Origin of the sequence: Pseudomonas sp. MM211 (genome assembly GCF_020386635.1) — a bacterium.
GTDB lineage: Bacteria > Pseudomonadota > Gammaproteobacteria > Pseudomonadales > Pseudomonadaceae > Aquipseudomonas.
Map to the genome: position 1 here is coordinate 3,026,921 of NZ_CP081942.1, position 16,327 is coordinate 3,043,247.

Here is a 16,327-nt window from a genome sequence, read left to right on the forward strand (position 1 = left end):
TGCTCGGTCTGGCAGTGAACTTCCCCCTAGAAAAAAACTCATACCGGCTAGTCAGTTACACCGCTGCCTTGGCAAATCGGCGCGGCGAACTGAACGATCCGGTCAGCTTTCTGCTTCATCTCGCCATTTCCCGCAACGCATGCGTGATCTGCCTGGATAAATTCACAGCAACGCGGCTTGCGTTGCTATACCCACACCCCCTAAGCTCGCGCTTTTACTCGATTGCCCTAGGGCGTAGCGAACAAGGAATCAGCATGAAACAGCATCGTTTGGCAGCAGCGATCGCCCTGGTGGGCCTGGTGCTCGCCGGTTGTGATTCGCAAACCAGCGAAGTCAAACTGGAAAGCCCGGCTCAGAAGGCTTCCTACGGCATTGGCCTGAACATGGGCAAAAGCCTGGCTCAGGAAGGCATGGATGATCTGGATCCCAATGCTGTTGCTCAAGGCATCGAAGACGCCATTGGCAAGAAAGAGCAGCGCCTGAAAGATGAAGAGCTGGTTGAAGCCTTCGCTGCTCTGCAAAAGCGTGCCGAAGAGCGCATGACCAAAATGAACGAGGAAGCGGCCCAGGCCGGCAAGAAGTTCCTCGAAGAGAACGGCAAGCGTGACGGCGTCACCACCACCGCTTCGGGTCTGCAGTACGAAGTGGTCAAGAAGGCCGACGGCGCTCAGCCCAAGGCTGATGACGTGGTCACCGTTCACTACGAAGGCAAGCTCACCGACGGCACCGTGTTCGACAGCTCCGTCGAGCGTGGCACTCCGATCGACCTGCCGGTTGGCGGCGTGATTCCGGGTTGGGTCGAAGGCCTGCAACTGATGCACGTCGGCGAGAAGTACAAACTGTACATCCCGTCCGAACTCGCCTATGGCGCCCAGAGCCCGAGCCCGGCCATTCCGGCCAACTCGGTACTGGTGTTCGACCTGGAACTGATCGCCATCAAGGATCAGGCTGCTCAGGAACAAGCTGCACCTGAGGCTGCTCCCGCTCAGTAAGCTCAGCCTGTTCAAAGCAACGCCCCGTTCTACGGGGCGTTGTCGTTTCTGGGGCTTTTGCCTAGCCGCAAAGCGCTCCGAATGCAACCACTGCGTTACGGTTATGCACACTGCGACAAAGGTTCTTATTTACTTGGTCAGGTTTTTTACGAAATCTTTTGATTTTTTTAACTAATTGATTTAGCAGGATTTTATCCGCTGGATAAAAAATGTCCGATCTGTGGCAAGGCCGCATGGCAAGGGCGTTTGGTAAGCTAATCCCATAACTGTTCACAAGGTTATCCACAGCTATGGTGGATAACCACAGACAGCCCAGCGAACACGCGGGCTGACGAGGAGTGGTCATGAAAGCACCGTGGAATTTTGCCCGTTACCTGCCCATCGCGCAGCGTTTCCTGAAGCGCGGTCGCTTGCCGGCATTGCTACTGGCAGTGACCCGTAAAAGCAGTGGAGGAGGTCGCAGCCTGTCTTCACTGAGAGGCGACCTGAGCCTGCTGCAGGAGCTGTGCGTGGCCTGGTGGCGGGGCAGCTATCGGGCGATCAACCCGCAGGCGCTGCTCGCCATCGTGGCCGGCCTGCTGTACTTCGTGTCGCCGCTGGACGCCATCCCCGACTTCATCCCCGGCCTGGGCCTGGTGGATGACCTGGCCGTGCTCGCCTGGGTGATGAAAACCTGGGGCAGCGAGCTGGATGCCTTCCGCACCTGGCGCGATGCCCAGGATCGCGAAACCCGCGACGCCATCGCCAAGCTGCCGGTAGCCGAGCGGGTGACCTGAGCGGGCATCGCTCGCTGTTCTAGAACCGGGCGCTGACGCTCGCTACCACGGACGCCGGGTCGCCTGGGTAGGCGTTGGCACTGGAGATAGTCTCGACGTAACGGATATCGGTGAGGTTTTGGCCGTTGAGCGACACCCTTACCTGCTCGGTCACGTCGTAGAACACGCTGGCATCGAAACGCACGTAGCCACTTACCGAATAGCTGTTTTCGATGTTGCCGTAGCGCTTGCCGGCGAACACGACGCCGGCGCCGAAGCCTAGCCCTTGCCAGGCTCCGGACTGCAACTGGTAGCTGTTCCATAGCGAGCCGCTGAGAACCGGAACGGCTTCCAGGCGTGCACCGATCCGCAGCTCCGGATCCTTGGTCAGTTTGGCATCCATCACGGCGATATTACCGATCAGGTTCCAGCCATCGACCGGCTCGCCGGAGACATCCAGTTCTATGCCGCGCACCCGCTGCTCGCCAGTCTGGATGGAGAAGTCGTCGTCTGCCGGATCGTCTGCCGAGACGTTCTGCCGGGTGATCTCGAACAGCGCCAGCGTTGCGCTCAGGCGCTCTGGGATCAACTCGAGCTTGGCGCCTATTTCGTACTGTTTGCCGGTCTCGGGGTCGAGCACGACGTTGTTGCGGGTGCGATCGGTCTGCGGCGAGAAGGAGCGGCTGTAACTGGCGTAGAGCGACAGCCAGTCCTGCGGCTGATAGACCACTCCGATGCGCGGCGACAGCGCTTCAGGCGTCAGTTCGAAAGCATCCGATGTGCCGTTCTCGATGGTGTTCATCTTCTGCACCACTGAATCCCAGCGCGCCCCGCCGAGCAGTTTCCATTGCTCGTTCAGGGCGATCTGGTCTTGCAGATAGAGGCTGTGGCTATGCATCTTCTGTTTGGCGGTGCTGCTCAGCTGAAAGTTCTCCGGCTGCGCGCCGTATACCGGCTCATAGATATCGATGGGCGCGATTACGCCGCGGTAGATGCGCGCTTCTCGATTGCCCGTGACGTATTCGTAGCCGAGCAGGGCGGTGTGCTGCAGCCCACCGGTGTTGAAATCGGCAACCGCTTCGAACTGCGCGCTGATCGAATCGATATCTTCCGAATAGTCGGTAGGGCGTCGATTGAGCGTGCGGCCATCGGCCTGCAATCCCTGAAAGTTGATGTTCTGGAAGTCCTTGCGCGAGTCGTCAATCTTGGTTGCTTGGCGCAGCGTCAGCCAGTCGTTGGCCTGGTGCTCGGTCTTGATCCAGAAGGCTGCCTTGTTGGTCTCGCTGTAAGACAGAGGTTCTTCGAGAATCACCCGCTGACGTGAATCGACACGGTTGCCGATTACCAGCAGGCCGCGGTCATAAGGCCCTTTCAGTTCGGTGTACTCGAAGCCGACGTCGACAGTGGTGCTGTCGCTGGGCTGCCAGCGCAGGGTCGGGGCGATGTAGTTGCGGGTGCGATCATGGAAGGTGTGGCGGTAGCCTCCATCGGTCTGCCAGGCCATCGCCAGGCCGCCTGCCAGGGTCTCTGCGGGATCCAGTGCGCCGCTGACATAACTCTGTAGCCGATAGAAGTCCCAGGAGCCAGCCTGCGCCTTGATTTCGGCCTGAGGTTCGAAGGTCGGCTTGCGGGTAACCAGGTTGATCAGTCCGCCAGGGTTGCCGCGTCCGTAAAGCACCGAGGCGGGGCCTTTGAGGACTTCGACCCGTTCGATATTGGCGAGGTCGCTGAGTACCTCGGGGCGTACCACCTGGGAGTTGGTCATCATGCCGTCCACCGCGTAGGTGGTGGCGAGAAAACCGCGAACATGGAAGCTCTCGGTGGTCGAGCCATGGCTGTTGCCGCGCTGGATGCCGCTGACATTGGCCAGGGCGTCGCCCAGGCTACTGATCTGTTGGTCTTCGATCACCCGACGCGAAACCACTTGTACAGATTGCGGTACGTCGCGCAGCGCGGTGTCGGTCTTGGTGCCGGTCGCTGTGCGGGTGGCACGATAGCCCTGCACTGCGCCGTAGGCGGATTCGGGCAGCTCACCACTGGCCGATATGGTCGATGGCGAGAGCATCAGCGACGAAACAGGCTCCTGGCGAAACAGCAGCAGGGTGCGCTCCGGGGTGAGTGACCAGCCCAGGCCGCTGCCTTGCAGCAGACGCGCAATGGCTTCTTCGACGCTGAGCGTGCCATTCACTGCCGGCGCGCTCAGGCCTTCGGTTAGAGCGGCTTCATAGCTCACTTGTACGCCGCTCTGGCTGCCGAACGAGCCCAGCGCAGCGGTCAGCGACTGGGCCGGAATATTGAAATTCAGGCGGTTGGTCGTGCTCGTTTCAGAAGGCGATACGCTGTCCGTGCTTTGTGCCAGGGCCAGCGGGGCGCCACCCAGCAAGGTGAGGCAGGCCAATGTGCGCAGGCTCAGCGATAAGGCCGGTTTGCCATGAAACCGTGTGTGAGGAGTGCGAGTCATCCGTTAACAATCCACTGCTTACTTGAGAGTTGTTCCCAAGTACATGTGGTTTAAAGACGGCATGCTCGGAAATATTTTTCATCTTTGAAACATTTTGAGAGATTTGCCGAGGCCGCGCTGCCCATCCGTGGCTAAAGGGCACCTCTAAAAACGTTAGCGAGGCAGTCAGCGCAAGGCAAAAACAGGCGAAGAAGCGCAGTTTACGGGCTGTAAATGAGCATTCTGAGCCTGTTTTTAACGCAGCGGTGACAACGCAGGTAGCTTTTAGAGGTGCCCTAAAGAGGCCTGGCGGCAATTTCGCGCCAGGCCGCTGTGGTCAGGCCGCGAAGCCACCGTCTATGGTCAGCGCCGCTCCGCTCACCAGCCCGGCTTCGGCACCCGCCAGCCAGGCCACCATGCTGGCGATCTCATCGCTGCGGGCGTGTCGCTTGATCGCCATGAAGCTGTGCATCAGCTCGTTCAGCGGGCCGTCGGCCGGGTTCATCTCGGTATCGGTCGGGCCTGGCTGCACGACGTTGACGGTGATGTCCCGCGCGCCGAAATCCCTTGCCAGTCCCTTGACCATGCCACTCAATGCGGCCTTGCTGGCGCCATAAGCGGCCATGCCCGGCATCGCTGAGCGGTCGGCGATGTTCGAGCCGATCAGGATGATGCGGCCGCCGGCTGGCATTTGCCGCGCTGTACTGACCGCTGCATGGTAGGGCGCGTTGATATTGATGGTGAAGAGCTGGTCGATGGCTTGGGCATCCAGCTCCAGCGGGTCGCCCGCGACGAACACGCCGGCGTTGACCACCAGCACGTCGATGGGCCCGAGGCCGTCGATCAGGGTAGTCAGGGCTGCACGATCGGCGCTGTCCACTTGCACGGCGCGGCTACCCGTTTCCTCTGCCAGCTGCGTTGCCGGTGCCGCCGAGTTGGCGTAGGTGAAGATTACCTGCGCGCCATCGCTGGCGAAGCGGCGCACGATGGCGGCACCGATACCGCGGCTACCGCCGAGTACCAGAACGGATTTGCGATCTGAATGGGACATGGTGGTTATCTCCTGATTGGCAAAGGTGGGTGATCAGTGTCCGGCGACGACCACATCGCTGCGTCGCTGTCCGGACGGGAAACCGTGGCGGTTGGCCGCCGAGGCGATCCACAGGGCGATCAGCAGCAGGGCCAGCATCACCCAAGGGAAGGCGCCGACGCCGAACTGGCCGAGCAGCACGCCGCCGGTCAGGCCCGCGCCGGCGATGGCGCTGTTCCAGATCACTACGTTCATCGACATCGCCACGTCGGCGCCAGGGCCGGCGGCGTCGGCCAGAGCCGTTTGCAGCAGGGTGGCCGCACCCCCGAAGGTCAGCCCCCAGACGAACACGCCGACGTAGAGCACGGCGACCGATTCGGCATGCAGGCCGAACAGCAGGGCGACCAGGGCGAAGGTGGCAAGGCTGGTGAGTACTGCCTGGCGCAGATGGCGATCAACCAGCCGGCCGGTAATCCAGATACCCGCCAGGGCGGCGACGCCAAAGGTCAGCAGGACGACATCGATCTGATTACCCAGCCCGGCGGGCGCGACGAAGGGGGCGATGTAGGTGTAGAGCATGTTGTGGGCGAGCATCCAGGTCAGCACTACGGCGAGAACGGGGCGCACACCGGGCGTCAGCAGTACCGAACGCAGGGCGATGCGCTGGGTTCGCGATTGCCCGGGGTAGTCCGGTACCTTGACGAGCACCCAGACGATCAGCCCGATGCTGAGCAGGGACATCAGCCCGAAGGCGGTGCGCCAGCCCACCATGCCACCAAGCCAAGTGCCGATCGGCACACCGAGGGAAAGGGCGATGGGCGTACCCACCATGGCCAGCGCCAGGGCTCGGCCCTGCTGGTGCGGAGCGACCATACGACGGGCGTAACCAGCGATCAGGCTCCAGGCCAGCCCTGCCGCCATGCCGGCGAAGAAGCGCGCAACCAGTGTCAGTACATAGTCCGATGACCAGGCGGTGATCGAGTTGAACACTAGAAAACCGATGATCGACAGCAGCAATACATTGCGCCGCCGCCAGCCCTGGGTGGCGATGGTCAGCGGGATCGCGGCCAGCAGCGAACCCAGGGCATAGAGGGTGACCAGCTGCCCGGCCAGGGCCGGGGAAACCTCGAGGCCCGCGCTGATTTCCGGTAGCAGGCCAGCCGGCAGGGTTTCGGTGAGGATGCAGATGAAGCCTGTCATCGCCAGAGCCAAAAGCGCTGAAACGGGAAGTGAATCGGTTTTCGAGGAATCGGTCATGGGCTGCTTCTCATATATATAACGATTGGTACAAATGTAAGCTGGCAGAGACCCATGGTCAACGACTTTTGTATCGATTAGTATTTATGTCATCAAGCAGGAGGAAGAGGCATGGCACAGATGGGGCGCCCACGCACATTCGACCGCGATGCGGCAATCGTTCAGGCAATGCACCTTTTCTGGGAGCATGGCTATCAGGCTACATCCCTGAGCCAGCTCAAGGCCGGGATCGGTGGTGGTATCTCAGCACCCAGTTTCTATGCGGCTTTCGGTTCCAAGGAGGCGCTGTTCGATGAGGTGGTTGAGCGGTACATGAGCACTCACGGGCGGGTTACCGAGAGTCTCTTCGACAGCGATCTGTCGGCACGCGATGCCGTCGAGCTGACGCTGCGCCGCTCGGCCAGCATGCAATGCGAGACGGGGCACCCGCGGGGCTGCATGGTGGCCCTCGGGGTGATCGGCGTGTGCACGCCGGAGCAGGGGGCGACGGTGCTGAGCGAGGTTCGCGATCGCACGCGCAAGGGATTACGTGCCTGTATCGAGCGGGCAATCGCCGACGGTGAGCTGGCGGCCGATACCGATGTACAGGCACTGACGTCGGCGTTCGACAGCTTTCTGCTGGGGCTTTCTACCCTGGCTCGCGACGGCATCGAACATGTGGCGCTGGATGCTGCGGTCGGTCAGATCATGAAACTGTGGGACGGCTGCCGACGCTAGCGTCGACCACTTTGGGCTGTGAGCCCTGTCCGTTACTCGATGGTGCGGTCTATGCGGGCGATCTCCCGGGTCGACAGCGCTCGCCAGTCATCCTCGGCAATGCCGTGATCCTCCAGAGCGGAGTCCATTGCCTCCTCCAATGACAGCCAGAGGTGGTCACCTTCGGACTGGCCGCTGGCGTAGTCGGTGTATCTGATTTCCAGGTACACCACGTCGTCATCCTCGCAGAGCAGGGCGAAGAGCACGATGGCCGTGACTTCCGGGCGCTGCGGGCAGGTTTTGCGGCATTCGGCGAACAGATAGTGGAGGGTCGGGAAATCGTTCATGGGCAGATTCGTCGGGATGGAGCCTGATCGTATCGCGAACCGGCCCTGAAGTGGCAGGCCCAACCGCTCACCGTGTTCAATCCCGCTCGAGCAGCAGCGCCACGCCCTGACCGCCACCGATGCACAGGGTGGCCAGACCTTTCTTGGCGTCACGCTTGAGCATCTCGTGCAGCAGAGTAACCAGCACGCGGCAACCGGAGGCGCCGATCGGGTGGCCGAGGGCTATGGCACCGCCATTGACGTTGACCTTGCTGGCATCCCAGCCGAGTTCTTTCCCCACCGAAAGCGCCTGGGCGGCGAAGGCTTCGTTGGCTTCGATCAGGTCGAGCTGATCGAGAGACCAGCCAGCCTTGTCCAGGCTGCGGCGGGTGGCCGATACCGGGCCGATGCCCATGATCGCCGGGTCGACGCCGGCGTTGGCGTACGCCTTGATCCGCGCCAGCACCGGCAGCCCCAGACTCTGCGCTTTGCTTGCGCTCATCAGCAGCACCGCGGCCGCGCCGTCATTGAGGCTCGAGGCGTTACCGGCGGTGACGCTGCCGTCTTTCTTGAAGGCCGGTTTCAGCTTGGCCAGGGTTTCTGCCGTGGTGCCCGTGCGGGGCTGCTCGTCGGTGGCGAAAGCGACGGGATCGCCTTTGCGCTGGGGAATCAGGATCGGGGTGATCTCGTCGGCGAAACGCCCGGACTCGATGGCTGCCAGGGCTTTCTGCTGGGAGGCTGCCGCGAAGGCATCCTGGGCCTCACGGCTGATCGCGTACTTGTCCACCAGGTTCTCGGCGGTGATGCCCATGTGGTAATCGTTGAAGGCATCCCACAGGCCGTCGCTGATCATGCTGTCGATCAGTTGGCCATGGCCCATGCGCAATCCGGTGCGTGCCTTGGGCAGCACGTAGGGCGCCAGGCTCATGTTTTCCATGCCGCCGGCGATGATCACTTCGGCGTCGCCGCAGCGAATCGCCTGGGCACCGAGATGGAGTGCCTTGAGGCCGGAGCCGCAGACCTTGTTGAGCGTCAGGGCCGGTACGGCATGAGGCAGGCCGGCAGTGATGGCAGCCTGGCGGGCGGTGTTCTGCCCGGCGCCAGCGGTGAGCACGTGGCCGAGGATCACTTCATCGACCTGATTGCCATCCAGGCCGGTCTGCTCGAGCAGGCGACGGATCACCGCCGCGCCCAGTTCGGTGGCCGGAACATCCGCCAGCGCCCCCTGGAAACTGCCAATGGCGGTACGGGTGGCGGCGACGATGACGACATCTTGCATGGGGTTCTCCTGGCCGTGACGGGGCGGGTATTGTTATTGGCTGGGTACGATCCTGACGCCGGGTCGACCGGCATGCAAGTCCAGGCTTTTCGATCGTATGGATCAACAATGCCGCATGCCGAGCAGCGAGGCGGCGTGCTAGATTTCCCGCCTCGCCAACAGCCTATCGATCAGGAGCCCTGCCATGCCCGAATCCCGTGCGACGGTTACCACCGAACATGCCGTGCGCTGCGTGACCCGTTTGTGTCGGCACTGGAGCCACAAGTTTCAGGTGAGCTTCGACGAAACCCGTGGCGAGATCTTCTTCGACCCGGCGCGTTGCACCCTGGCGGTGGTGGAGGGCGGCCTGGAGGTGCTCATCGAGGCACCGGACGCGGCCACTCTGGAGCAGTTGGAGCCCGTGGTGGCCGATCACATGCAGCGCATGGTCGTCGGAGAAACGCTGCACATCAGCTGGCAGCGTTGAATGGCGGTGGAGCATCATCGCCGACCGAGCTGTTAGACTAAGCGGCTTTGAACGCTGTCCAGGATCGTCAATGGATCGTCCCGTATTTCGTCGCTCCTTCCTTCACCCACGCTTCTGGCCGTTATGGCTGGGGCTGGGTCTTTTGTGGCTGATCGTGCAATTGCCTTATGGCGCCTTGCTGCGCCTGGGGCGTGGCCTTGGCTGGCTGATGTACCGGGTGGCCGGTTCCCGGCGACGCATTGCCACGCGTAACCTGCAACTGTGCTTTCCACAGATGTCCGCCGCCGAGCGCGAGCGACTGCTGAAGGAAAATTTCGCTTCCACCGGCATCGCCTTTTTCGAGATGGCCATGAGTTGGTGGTGGCCCCGCGAAAAGCTCGCGCAACTGGCCCACATCGAAGGCATCGAACACCTGCAGCATGCCCAGGCCCAAGGGCAGGGTGTGATCCTCATGGCGATACATTTCACCACCCTGGAGATCGGCGCCGCGTTGCTCGGCCAGGTGCACACCATCGACGGCATGTACCGTGAGCATCGCAATCCGCTGTTCGACTTCGTGCAGCGGCGCGGGCGCGAGCGTCACAATCTGGATGCCACCGCCATCGAGCGTGAAGACGTGCGCGCCATGATCAAGGTGCTGCGTGGCGGCCGGGCGATCTGGTACGCGCCGGATCAGGATTACGGCCCCAAGCAGAGCTTGTTCGCGCCGCTGTTCGGCGTGCAGGCCGCGACGGTCACGGCGACCACCAAGTTCGCCCGCCTGGGCCGCGCCATCGTGCTGCCGTTCACCCAGCAGCGCCTGCCGGACGGCCAGGGCTATCGCCTGACCATTCACCCGCCGCTCGCAGACTTTCCCGGCGAGACCGAGGAAGCCGATTGCCTGCGCGTCAATGCCTGGGTCGAGGAAGCCATCGCCACCTGCCCGACGCAGTACCTGTGGGCGCACCGCCGCTTCAAGACCCGTCCACCAGGCGAGCCCAAGCTCTACTGACAACCTCGAATTGGAATCGACCCGATGACGCAGGATGCCCGCAGCGAGCCGTCCACCACTGGCCTCATTCTCTCCGGTGGTGGCGCTCGCGCTGCCTATCAGGTCGGCGTGCTGTCGGCGATTGCCGATCTGCTGCCTGATTCGTCAGGCAATCCGTTTCCGGTCATCGTCGGCACCTCGGCGGGTGCCATCAATGCGGTCAGCCTGGCCTGCGGTGCTCTGCATTTCCGCGAGGCGGTGCGCCGACTGAGCACCGTGTGGCGCAGCTTTCACACCGATCAGGTGTATCGCAGCGACTGGCCCGGCGTGCTGCGCCAGGCCAGCCGTTTCGTCGGCCACAGCATGCTTGGCCTGGGCAAGCAGGTGCCGGTGGCGCTGCTCGACAGTTCGCCGCTGGCCGGGTTGCTCGAACGCGAACTGGACTTCTCCGGCATCGCTGCCGCGATACGTCATCGCCAGTTGCGTGCGGTGGCGGTCACGGCCTTTGGTTACGAGTCGGCCCAGGCGGTGACCTTCTATCAGGGGCGGGCGGCCATCGATCCCTGGTTTCGCCATCGTCGTGTCGGCGTACCGACCCGTCTGGCGCTGCCCCATCTGCTGGCCAGTACCGCCATTCCGCTGATCTTCGAGCCCGTGAAGATCAACCGCGAATACTTCGGCGATGGCGCAGTGCGGCAGATGGCACCGATCAGCCCGGCACTGCACCTTGGCGCCACCCGGGTGCTGGTGGTGGGGGTGAGCGGCAATCCGGTGGGCGATCAGAACAGCGCCGGTGCCGCAGCTCCACGGCCGGCCGGCAGCATGCCCAGCTTGGCGCAGATCGCCGGGCACATGCTCAACAGCACTTTCATCGATAACGTCGAGAGCGATGTCGAGCTGCTGGGGCGCCTCAACCAGCTGGGTCGGCTGGTGCCCGCCGAGCAGCGCAGCCGTGCCTATGGCCTGACGCCGGTCGAGGTGCTGGTGATTTCCCCCAGCCAGCCACTGGACGTGATCGCCGCCCGCCATCGTCGCGAAATGCCTGCCGCGTTGCGCCTGTTCCTGCGCGGCCCCGGCGCGACCCGCGATGGCGGTGGCGGGGTGCTGAGCTACCTGCTGTTCGAACCCGGCTACTGCAGCGAACTGATCGAGCTGGGCTACCAGGACGCCATGGCCAAGAAGGCCGAGCTATGCGCCTTCCTCGGCATCGAGCCAACGGTCGCGCAAGGGTAGGCAGCGCATCGCTCTCACGCTCTGTGTGGGATTACCTCCTGGACGCTATTTGTCCGCTTTCGAATACCGCAGCTTGGCTAAAACGGGCGCGGAGCGCCCTGGCCTGTACACCCACGCTGGAGCGTTGGTGCCATCCACAACTCGGCACGCTCTCCATCACCCGAAGCGCTGCATCTGCATTTCCTGCAGCCGGCTCAGAGTGCGGCGGAAGGCGAAGGACAGGTAGCCTTCGGTGTACAGCGCTTCAAGGGCCACTTCGGCTTCCAGATACAGCGGCACGCGGCGGTCGTAGCACTCGTCCACCAGGGCGATGAAGCGGCGCACGGCGTTATCGTGAATTGACAGCGCCGGCAGATGACGGTCACCGGCCACCACCCGCTCGGCGGCATCTTCGGTGCCGCGGGCGATCTTCGCGGGGCGCTGCTGAGCACTGAGGGCTGGCACGTCACCCAGCAAAATGGCCGTGAAACGGTCGCACAGCAGGATGAAGTCCTGGGCGGCGAGAGGCTGCACGCAGAGCTGCTCGAAGCTGCAATGCAGCACCGTGTCGCTGTGACGTTGTACGCCAATCAATCGGTGGTTGAGGGCCAACGCTTCGTGGCTGGCGGTTTCGCCGCCACTCAGCGAATCGAACAGCGCGGGCAGGGCGCTGGGCTGGCCCGGCTCGCGAACCCAGTAGCGCTGGCAGTGCTGGCCTGGGTGCTGACGATGATCCTGGTTGCCATCCACGGCGACCACCTGCATGTGTCGCTGCAGCGCGGCTATCGCCGGCAGGAAACGCTCGCGATTGTGGCCACCAGCGTACAACTGATCCGGCGGCTGGTTGGACGTGGCGACCAGTACCACGCCTTCATCGAACAGCGAGCCGAACAAGCGACCGAGCAGGATCGCGTCGCCGATGTCGCTGACGAACAGCTCATCGAAGCACAGCACACGAATTTCCGCACCCAGCTCGCGGGCCAGCACCGCGAGCGGCTCGGCGGTGCCGCTCAATTCGAACAGGCGCCGGTGCACCCAGCGCATGAAATGGTGGAAGTGTTGACGCCGAGCTGGAACCTGCAGCGAGTGGTAGAAGCTGTCCATCAGCCAGGTCTTGCCACGCCCCACCGGGCCCCACAGATAGACCCCTTGTGGCGTTTGCGCTGGCGCTGCATGCAGGGCTTCATGGCAGGCCTGGAGCAGGTGCGCGGCCTGCAACTGGGCAGCGTCGGGAGCGAAGCCCTGGTGCTCGACGGCATGCAGATAACGCTGCAGGGGTGAGTGTTCAGCTGCTGGCATGCTCACTCCTCGGGTGCCTGGAACAGGTCTTCGATGCGTGACTCGAACAGCCGGGCGATCTTGAAGGCGAGGGGCAGGCTGGGGTCGTAGCGGCCGGTCTCGATGGCGTTGATGGTCTGTCTCGAGACGCCCAGCTTCGCGCCGAGATCAGCCTGTGACCAGCCTCGCTCGTTGCGCCGTTCACGTACATGGTTGATCACCGGTAGCGTCTCCAGGCGATCACCGAACCCAGTGCCCACAGGGAGGCCAGTACCGGCCACACGAAGAACATCGACAGGCGTGGGAAGCCGGCGGTCTCCAGAAAGCCGTAGCTGAAGGTGATCAGGGCTGTACCCACGAAAGCCATGGCCAACGCTTCCAGATGGATGGCGCGGGCCAGTTCATCGAGCTGACGAACCTGGCGAATCACTGTGACGGCGACGGCGATCAGTGGGGCAATGGGAATCAGCGCGCACAGGGTACGCAACGCTCCGTCCGCAACCGTGCCGAGCAACAGGCTGCTGATGATCACCGCGATTACATAGGCAACCATCGCCAGGGCGAAGTGGACGGGAAAACGGTTCTGGCTCATGACGCATTCCTGATGTGGAAAGTAAGCTTTACATTAGCGACGGTCTTTTCGTGAGTCAAGTTCGCTTTACATTTGGCTGTGAGACTGGCGCGGTTTCGCTTAGCATGGGGGACGATTGGCAAGATGAACCGAGCATGCAGCCACGCAAGATTCGCCTGATTGACCTCGACGCCTTCCATGAGCTGTTCAGCCAAGTAGCGGCAGAAGGCTTGTACTCGACGCGCCCGAATGCACCGCCCAAGGCCGTCATCGCCCGCGCCCTGGAGCGGGCGGACGACAACGGCTGGGCGGTCTATGTGATCGAGCATGAAGGACGCATCGTCGCTACCGCCGAAGCCTACCCCGACAGCTACTGCCGGCCCGAGGGCGATGCGACCGTGGGCATCCTCGGCATGCAGGTACACGCCAATTGGCGACGCCAGGGACTGGGTCGGCGTTTGCTGGAAAGGGTGATCGATCATTGCCGGGAGCAGGGCATGCGCTGTATCGAATTGAACGTGTTCAAGTCCAATCACGCAGCCCTGGCCCTTTATCGGCTATACGGCTTCTTCTGGGTCGAAGACTTGCCGACCTGCCAGCTGCCGGCCGGGCACCGCGATCAGCCGCAGCGTATGCGCCTTGTACTGAAGGAGCCTTTGGTGGGCTAAGGCCCACCCTACCGGAGACATCGCCGTAGGGTGGGCCGGGCGGCGATCCGCTTCAGCCCACCAGCGGTCATAATTCGCTAGCCATAACGCGCCTCGTTTCAGCCACCCACCCGCCACGTTCAGGGCTTGCTGAATAGTGTTGTGGTCATGTGATCGATGAACACCCGCAGTTTGGGCAGCGCATATTTGCTGTTGGGCCAGAGCATCCAGAACGCGCCGCCATGTTCCATGTGATCGGCCAGTACCGGCTGCAGGCGGCCAGCGGCGATGTCTTCGGCGATCAGGAAGTCCGGCAGGCAGGCGATTCCCAGGCCGGAACGGGTGACCCGCAGCAGGCTGTCGAGGGTATTGCAGATCACCCGTTGTTTGAGCGCGCTCTCCAGATCCGCATTGGCGCCGCGCAGCGGCCAGCGATCAAGTTTGCCGCTGGCGTGGAAGCGGTACATCAGACAGGCATGTTCGAGCAGATCCGCCGGTTGCTGGGGCGTGCCGTGGCTGTGCAGATAATCCGGGCTGGCCACCAGTCGCTGGGCAAAGCTGCCGAGCTGCCGGGCGGTCAGCCGCGAGTCCTGCATGGGGCCGGTGCGGATCACTGCATCGAAGCCTTCTTCGAAAACGTCCACCATGCGGTTGGAGAGGTCGATATCCAGTTCGATCTGCGGATAGCGCTGCATGAAGTCGATCAGCACCGGCATGACCAGCTCACCGACACGCGGCATGCTGATGCGCAAGCGTCCACTGGGCCCCAGGGCAGCGCTGCTGAGTTCCAGTTGCGCCGCCTCCAGCTCGCACAGCACGCGCCGGCAGCGCTCGAGAAAACGCTGCCCCTCGGCCGTCAGCGTCATGCTGCGGGTGCTGCGGTGAAAGAGGCGGATGCCCAGCCGCTGTTCCAGTCGGGCGATGCTCTTGCCGACTGCCGAAGAGGAAATGCCGAGCAGGCGACCGCTTTCGGTGAAGCTGCGGGTGTTGGCCACCTGCACGAACACGCCGATACCGCTGAGGTTGTCCATCCTGGATTCCGTCATGGGCCCAGACTGCAAGGGCGTTGGATTGAGGACAGAAGTGTCCGCTAAGTTGCGAACCTTAGCCTGTTTTTCTCGAACGCGCCGCTGCCTAACCTGCTGCTCGGTTCGATTGGCCGCTTTCCGCTGCGCCGAGACCGTTACGGGCGATTCTCCATGTACACAGACGAACATTCTCTGCCTGCAAGCCAGGTAGCTACCGAGCGCGAGCGCTTGCCCCTGAACGGTTTGCTGGTGCTGGCGGGGGCTGGATTTATCACCATCCTTACCGAGGCACTGCCAGCAGGACTGTTACCGCAACTGAGCGCGGATCTGGGCGTCAGCCAGGCCATGGTTGGGCAGATGGTCACGCTCTACGCGCTGGGTTCCCTGCTGGCGGCCATACCGCTGGTGATGTTGACCCGCCACTGGCGGCGGCGACCGCTGCTGCTGATCGCCATCGGCGGGTTCGCGGTCGTCAATCTTGTCACCGCGCTGTCCAGCCATTATCCGCTGACGCTGGTCGCGCGGTTTTTCGCCGGGGTGTTTGCCGGTCTGCTGTGGGCGCTGGTCGCCGGGTATGCAGCGCGTATGGTGGCGCCCCATCTTCAGGGGCGGGCCATTGCGGTGGCCATGGTCGGTACGCCGTTGGCACTATCGCTCGGCGTGCCGGCAGGCACCTTTCTCGGCAATACGTTCGGTTGGCGTTACACCTTCGTGCTGATGAGTTTGCTGACCCTGATTCTGCTGGCCTGGGGGCGCATCAGCCTGCCGGACTTTCCTGGGCAGCGCAGTGCCAGTCCGCTGCCGATTGGGCGGGTGTTGCGCCTGCCCGGCGTGCGCCCGGTGCTGTTCGTCATCCTCATCTATGTGCTGGCTCACAACCTGTTCTACACCTATATCGCCGCGTTTCTGGCTCCACTCGGCATGCTCGCGGAAGTGGATCGGGTGCTGCTGGCGTTTGGCCTGGCAGCGCTGTTGGGCATCTGGCTGACCGGCATGCTGATCGACCGCTGGTTGCGGTTGCTGAGCCTGATGAGTGCGGTTGTGCTGGCGCTGGCTTGTGTGATGCTGGCTGTAAGCGGCTCTTCTTCGATGCTGATTTATGCCGGAGTGGCCGCCTGGGGCCTGGCGTTCGGCGGTGTTCCCACGCTGTTTCAGACCGCCTCGATTCGCGCAGCGGGCGACGATGCCGATGTTGCGCAATCGATGTGCGTGACCGCCTGGAATCTCGGCATCGCCGGGGGCGGGTTATGCGGTGGCGTGTTCCTGCAGAGCCTGGGGGCCGCAGCGCTGCCATGGGGAACCGCTGGTTTGGCGCTGCTGGCATGGCTGGTCATCTTCATGGCCCGCGAACGCGGCTTCGCTCGCGCCGGTTAGGCCCAA

Annotated in this window: 17 protein-coding genes; 8 read left to right on the top strand and 9 right to left on the bottom strand. The window is 63.0% G+C overall.

Going from position 1 to position 16,327, the window contains the following annotated elements:
- Nucleotides 1-254 precede the first annotated feature (254 nt).
- Nucleotides 255-992, top strand: a complete 738-nt coding sequence (locus K5Q02_RS13815; protein WP_225831404.1) for an FKBP-type peptidyl-prolyl cis-trans isomerase — start codon at nt 255-257, stop codon at nt 990-992.
- 344 nt (nt 993-1,336) lie between these two features.
- Nucleotides 1,337-1,768, top strand: coding sequence for a YkvA family protein (locus K5Q02_RS13820; protein ID WP_179537733.1), 432 nt, complete (start codon nt 1,337-1,339; stop codon nt 1,766-1,768).
- A gap of 19 nt (nt 1,769-1,787) precedes the next feature.
- On the opposite strand, the gene K5Q02_RS13825 is transcribed toward K5Q02_RS13820, so the two are convergent.
- From K5Q02_RS13825 to K5Q02_RS13835, 3 genes are all read right to left on the bottom strand, one after another.
- Nucleotides 1,788-4,208, bottom strand: coding sequence for a TonB-dependent siderophore receptor (locus tag K5Q02_RS13825; RefSeq protein ID WP_225831405.1), 2,421 nt, complete (start codon nt 4,206-4,208; stop codon nt 1,788-1,790).
- A 316-nt stretch (nt 4,209-4,524) separates the two neighbouring features.
- A complete protein-coding gene (gene bdcA / locus K5Q02_RS13830) occupies nt 4,525-5,238 on the bottom strand; it encodes an SDR family oxidoreductase (RefSeq protein WP_225831406.1) in 714 nt (237 codons plus the stop codon).
- A gap of 33 nt (nt 5,239-5,271) precedes the next feature.
- A complete protein-coding gene (locus K5Q02_RS13835) occupies nt 5,272-6,474 on the bottom strand; it encodes an MFS transporter (RefSeq protein WP_225831407.1) in 1,203 nt (400 codons plus the stop codon).
- A 111-nt stretch (nt 6,475-6,585) separates the two neighbouring features.
- On the opposite strand from K5Q02_RS13835, the gene K5Q02_RS13840 reads away from it, so the two are divergent.
- Nucleotides 6,586-7,191, top strand: coding sequence for a TetR/AcrR family transcriptional regulator (locus K5Q02_RS13840; protein WP_225831408.1), 606 nt, complete (start codon nt 6,586-6,588; stop codon nt 7,189-7,191).
- Nucleotides 7,192-7,223: 32 nt separating this feature from the next.
- Here K5Q02_RS13840 and K5Q02_RS13845 read toward each other — a convergent pair whose 3' ends face one another.
- Both K5Q02_RS13845 and K5Q02_RS13850 read right to left on the bottom strand, forming a co-directional pair.
- Nucleotides 7,224-7,517, bottom strand: coding sequence for a hypothetical protein (locus K5Q02_RS13845; protein WP_042552702.1), 294 nt, complete (start codon nt 7,515-7,517; stop codon nt 7,224-7,226).
- 76 nt (nt 7,518-7,593) lie between these two features.
- Entirely contained in the window at nt 7,594-8,775 is a 1,182-nt protein-coding gene (locus tag K5Q02_RS13850; protein WP_225831409.1) for an acetyl-CoA C-acetyltransferase, read from the bottom strand.
- Nucleotides 8,776-8,959: 184 nt separating this feature from the next.
- Between K5Q02_RS13850 and K5Q02_RS13855 the strand changes: the two genes are divergently transcribed.
- The 3 genes from K5Q02_RS13855 to K5Q02_RS13865 all read left to right on the top strand — a co-directional run bounded on the left by K5Q02_RS13855 (nt 8,960) and on the right by K5Q02_RS13865 (nt 11,444).
- Nucleotides 8,960-9,241: a DUF2218 domain-containing protein gene (locus K5Q02_RS13855; protein WP_225831410.1), complete on the top strand. Its 282-nt coding sequence runs from the start codon at nt 8,960-8,962 to the stop codon at nt 9,239-9,241.
- A 70-nt stretch (nt 9,242-9,311) separates the two neighbouring features.
- Complete coding sequence (locus K5Q02_RS13860) at nt 9,312-10,232, top strand: lipid A biosynthesis lauroyl acyltransferase (RefSeq protein WP_225831411.1); 921 nt, start codon at nt 9,312-9,314, stop codon at nt 10,230-10,232.
- Nucleotides 10,233-10,256: 24 nt separating this feature from the next.
- On the top strand, nt 10,257-11,444 hold the full coding sequence (locus tag K5Q02_RS13865) for a patatin-like phospholipase family protein (RefSeq protein WP_225831413.1): 1,188 nt from the start codon (nt 10,257-10,259) through the stop codon (nt 11,442-11,444).
- Between the two features lie 156 nt (nt 11,445-11,600).
- On the opposite strand, the gene zapE is transcribed toward K5Q02_RS13865, so the two are convergent.
- Genes zapE through K5Q02_RS13880 form a run of 3 tightly spaced genes read right to left on the bottom strand, consistent with a single transcriptional unit; the run spans nt 11,601 to nt 13,293 of the window.
- Complete coding sequence (gene zapE, locus K5Q02_RS13870; protein WP_225831415.1) at nt 11,601-12,722, bottom strand: cell division protein ZapE; 1,122 nt, start codon at nt 12,720-12,722, stop codon at nt 11,601-11,603.
- Nucleotides 12,723-12,724: 2 nt separating this feature from the next.
- Nucleotides 12,725-12,922 carry a helix-turn-helix transcriptional regulator gene (locus K5Q02_RS13875; RefSeq protein ID WP_225831417.1) on the bottom strand — a complete coding sequence of 66 codons (198 nt, stop codon included), beginning with the start codon at nt 12,920-12,922 and terminating at the stop codon, nt 12,725-12,727.
- Entirely contained in the window at nt 12,919-13,293 is a 375-nt protein-coding gene (locus K5Q02_RS13880; protein ID WP_225831419.1) for a hypothetical protein, read from the bottom strand. The genes K5Q02_RS13875 and K5Q02_RS13880 overlap by 4 nt, the downstream gene beginning before the upstream one ends.
- A gap of 134 nt (nt 13,294-13,427) precedes the next feature.
- Between K5Q02_RS13880 and K5Q02_RS13885 the strand changes: the two genes are divergently transcribed.
- Nucleotides 13,428-13,940: a GNAT family N-acetyltransferase gene (locus K5Q02_RS13885; protein ID WP_225831421.1), complete on the top strand. Its 513-nt coding sequence runs from the start codon at nt 13,428-13,430 to the stop codon at nt 13,938-13,940.
- Nucleotides 13,941-14,059: 119 nt separating this feature from the next.
- On the opposite strand, the gene K5Q02_RS13890 is transcribed toward K5Q02_RS13885, so the two are convergent.
- Entirely contained in the window at nt 14,060-14,950 is an 891-nt protein-coding gene (locus K5Q02_RS13890) for a LysR family transcriptional regulator (protein WP_225831422.1), read from the bottom strand.
- A gap of 168 nt (nt 14,951-15,118) precedes the next feature.
- Here K5Q02_RS13890 and K5Q02_RS13895 point away from each other — a divergent pair, with 168 nt between their 5' ends.
- On the top strand, nt 15,119-16,321 hold the full coding sequence (locus K5Q02_RS13895) for an MFS transporter (RefSeq protein WP_225831424.1): 1,203 nt from the start codon (nt 15,119-15,121) through the stop codon (nt 16,319-16,321).
- The last annotated feature ends 6 nt before the right edge of the window (nt 16,322-16,327 follow it).

What these genes read in the sequence shown, in the direction of transcription:
- K5Q02_RS13865 (WP_225831413.1), top strand. Translation starts at nt 10,257, where the DNA reads ATGACGCAGGATGCCCGCAGCGAGCCGTCCACCACTGGCCTCATTCTC.
- K5Q02_RS13835 (WP_225831407.1), bottom strand. Translation starts at nt 6,474, where the DNA reads ATGACCGATTCCTCGAAAACCGATTCACTTCCCGTTTCAGCGCTTTTG.
- K5Q02_RS13820 (WP_179537733.1), top strand. Translation starts at nt 1,337, where the DNA reads ATGAAAGCACCGTGGAATTTTGCCCGTTACCTGCCCATCGCGCAGCGT.
- K5Q02_RS13825 (WP_225831405.1), bottom strand. Translation starts at nt 4,208, where the DNA reads ATGACTCGCACTCCTCACACACGGTTTCATGGCAAACCGGCCTTATCG.
- K5Q02_RS13840 (WP_225831408.1), top strand. Translation starts at nt 6,586, where the DNA reads ATGGCACAGATGGGGCGCCCACGCACATTCGACCGCGATGCGGCAATC.
- bdcA (WP_225831406.1), bottom strand. Translation starts at nt 5,238, where the DNA reads ATGTCCCATTCAGATCGCAAATCCGTTCTGGTACTCGGCGGTAGCCGC.
- K5Q02_RS13815 (WP_225831404.1), top strand. Translation starts at nt 255, where the DNA reads ATGAAACAGCATCGTTTGGCAGCAGCGATCGCCCTGGTGGGCCTGGTG.
- K5Q02_RS13845 (WP_042552702.1), bottom strand. Translation starts at nt 7,517, where the DNA reads ATGAACGATTTCCCGACCCTCCACTATCTGTTCGCCGAATGCCGCAAA.
- K5Q02_RS13880 (WP_225831419.1), bottom strand. Translation starts at nt 13,293, where the DNA reads ATGAGCCAGAACCGTTTTCCCGTCCACTTCGCCCTGGCGATGGTTGCC.
- K5Q02_RS13860 (WP_225831411.1), top strand. Translation starts at nt 9,312, where the DNA reads ATGGATCGTCCCGTATTTCGTCGCTCCTTCCTTCACCCACGCTTCTGG.
- zapE (WP_225831415.1), bottom strand. Translation starts at nt 12,722, where the DNA reads ATGCCAGCAGCTGAACACTCACCCCTGCAGCGTTATCTGCATGCCGTC.
- K5Q02_RS13850 (WP_225831409.1), bottom strand. Translation starts at nt 8,775, where the DNA reads ATGCAAGATGTCGTCATCGTCGCCGCCACCCGTACCGCCATTGGCAGT.
- K5Q02_RS13890 (WP_225831422.1), bottom strand. Translation starts at nt 14,950, where the DNA reads ATGGACAACCTCAGCGGTATCGGCGTGTTCGTGCAGGTGGCCAACACC.
- K5Q02_RS13895 (WP_225831424.1), top strand. Translation starts at nt 15,119, where the DNA reads ATGTACACAGACGAACATTCTCTGCCTGCAAGCCAGGTAGCTACCGAG.
- K5Q02_RS13855 (WP_225831410.1), top strand. Translation starts at nt 8,960, where the DNA reads ATGCCCGAATCCCGTGCGACGGTTACCACCGAACATGCCGTGCGCTGC.
- K5Q02_RS13885 (WP_225831421.1), top strand. Translation starts at nt 13,428, where the DNA reads ATGCAGCCACGCAAGATTCGCCTGATTGACCTCGACGCCTTCCATGAG.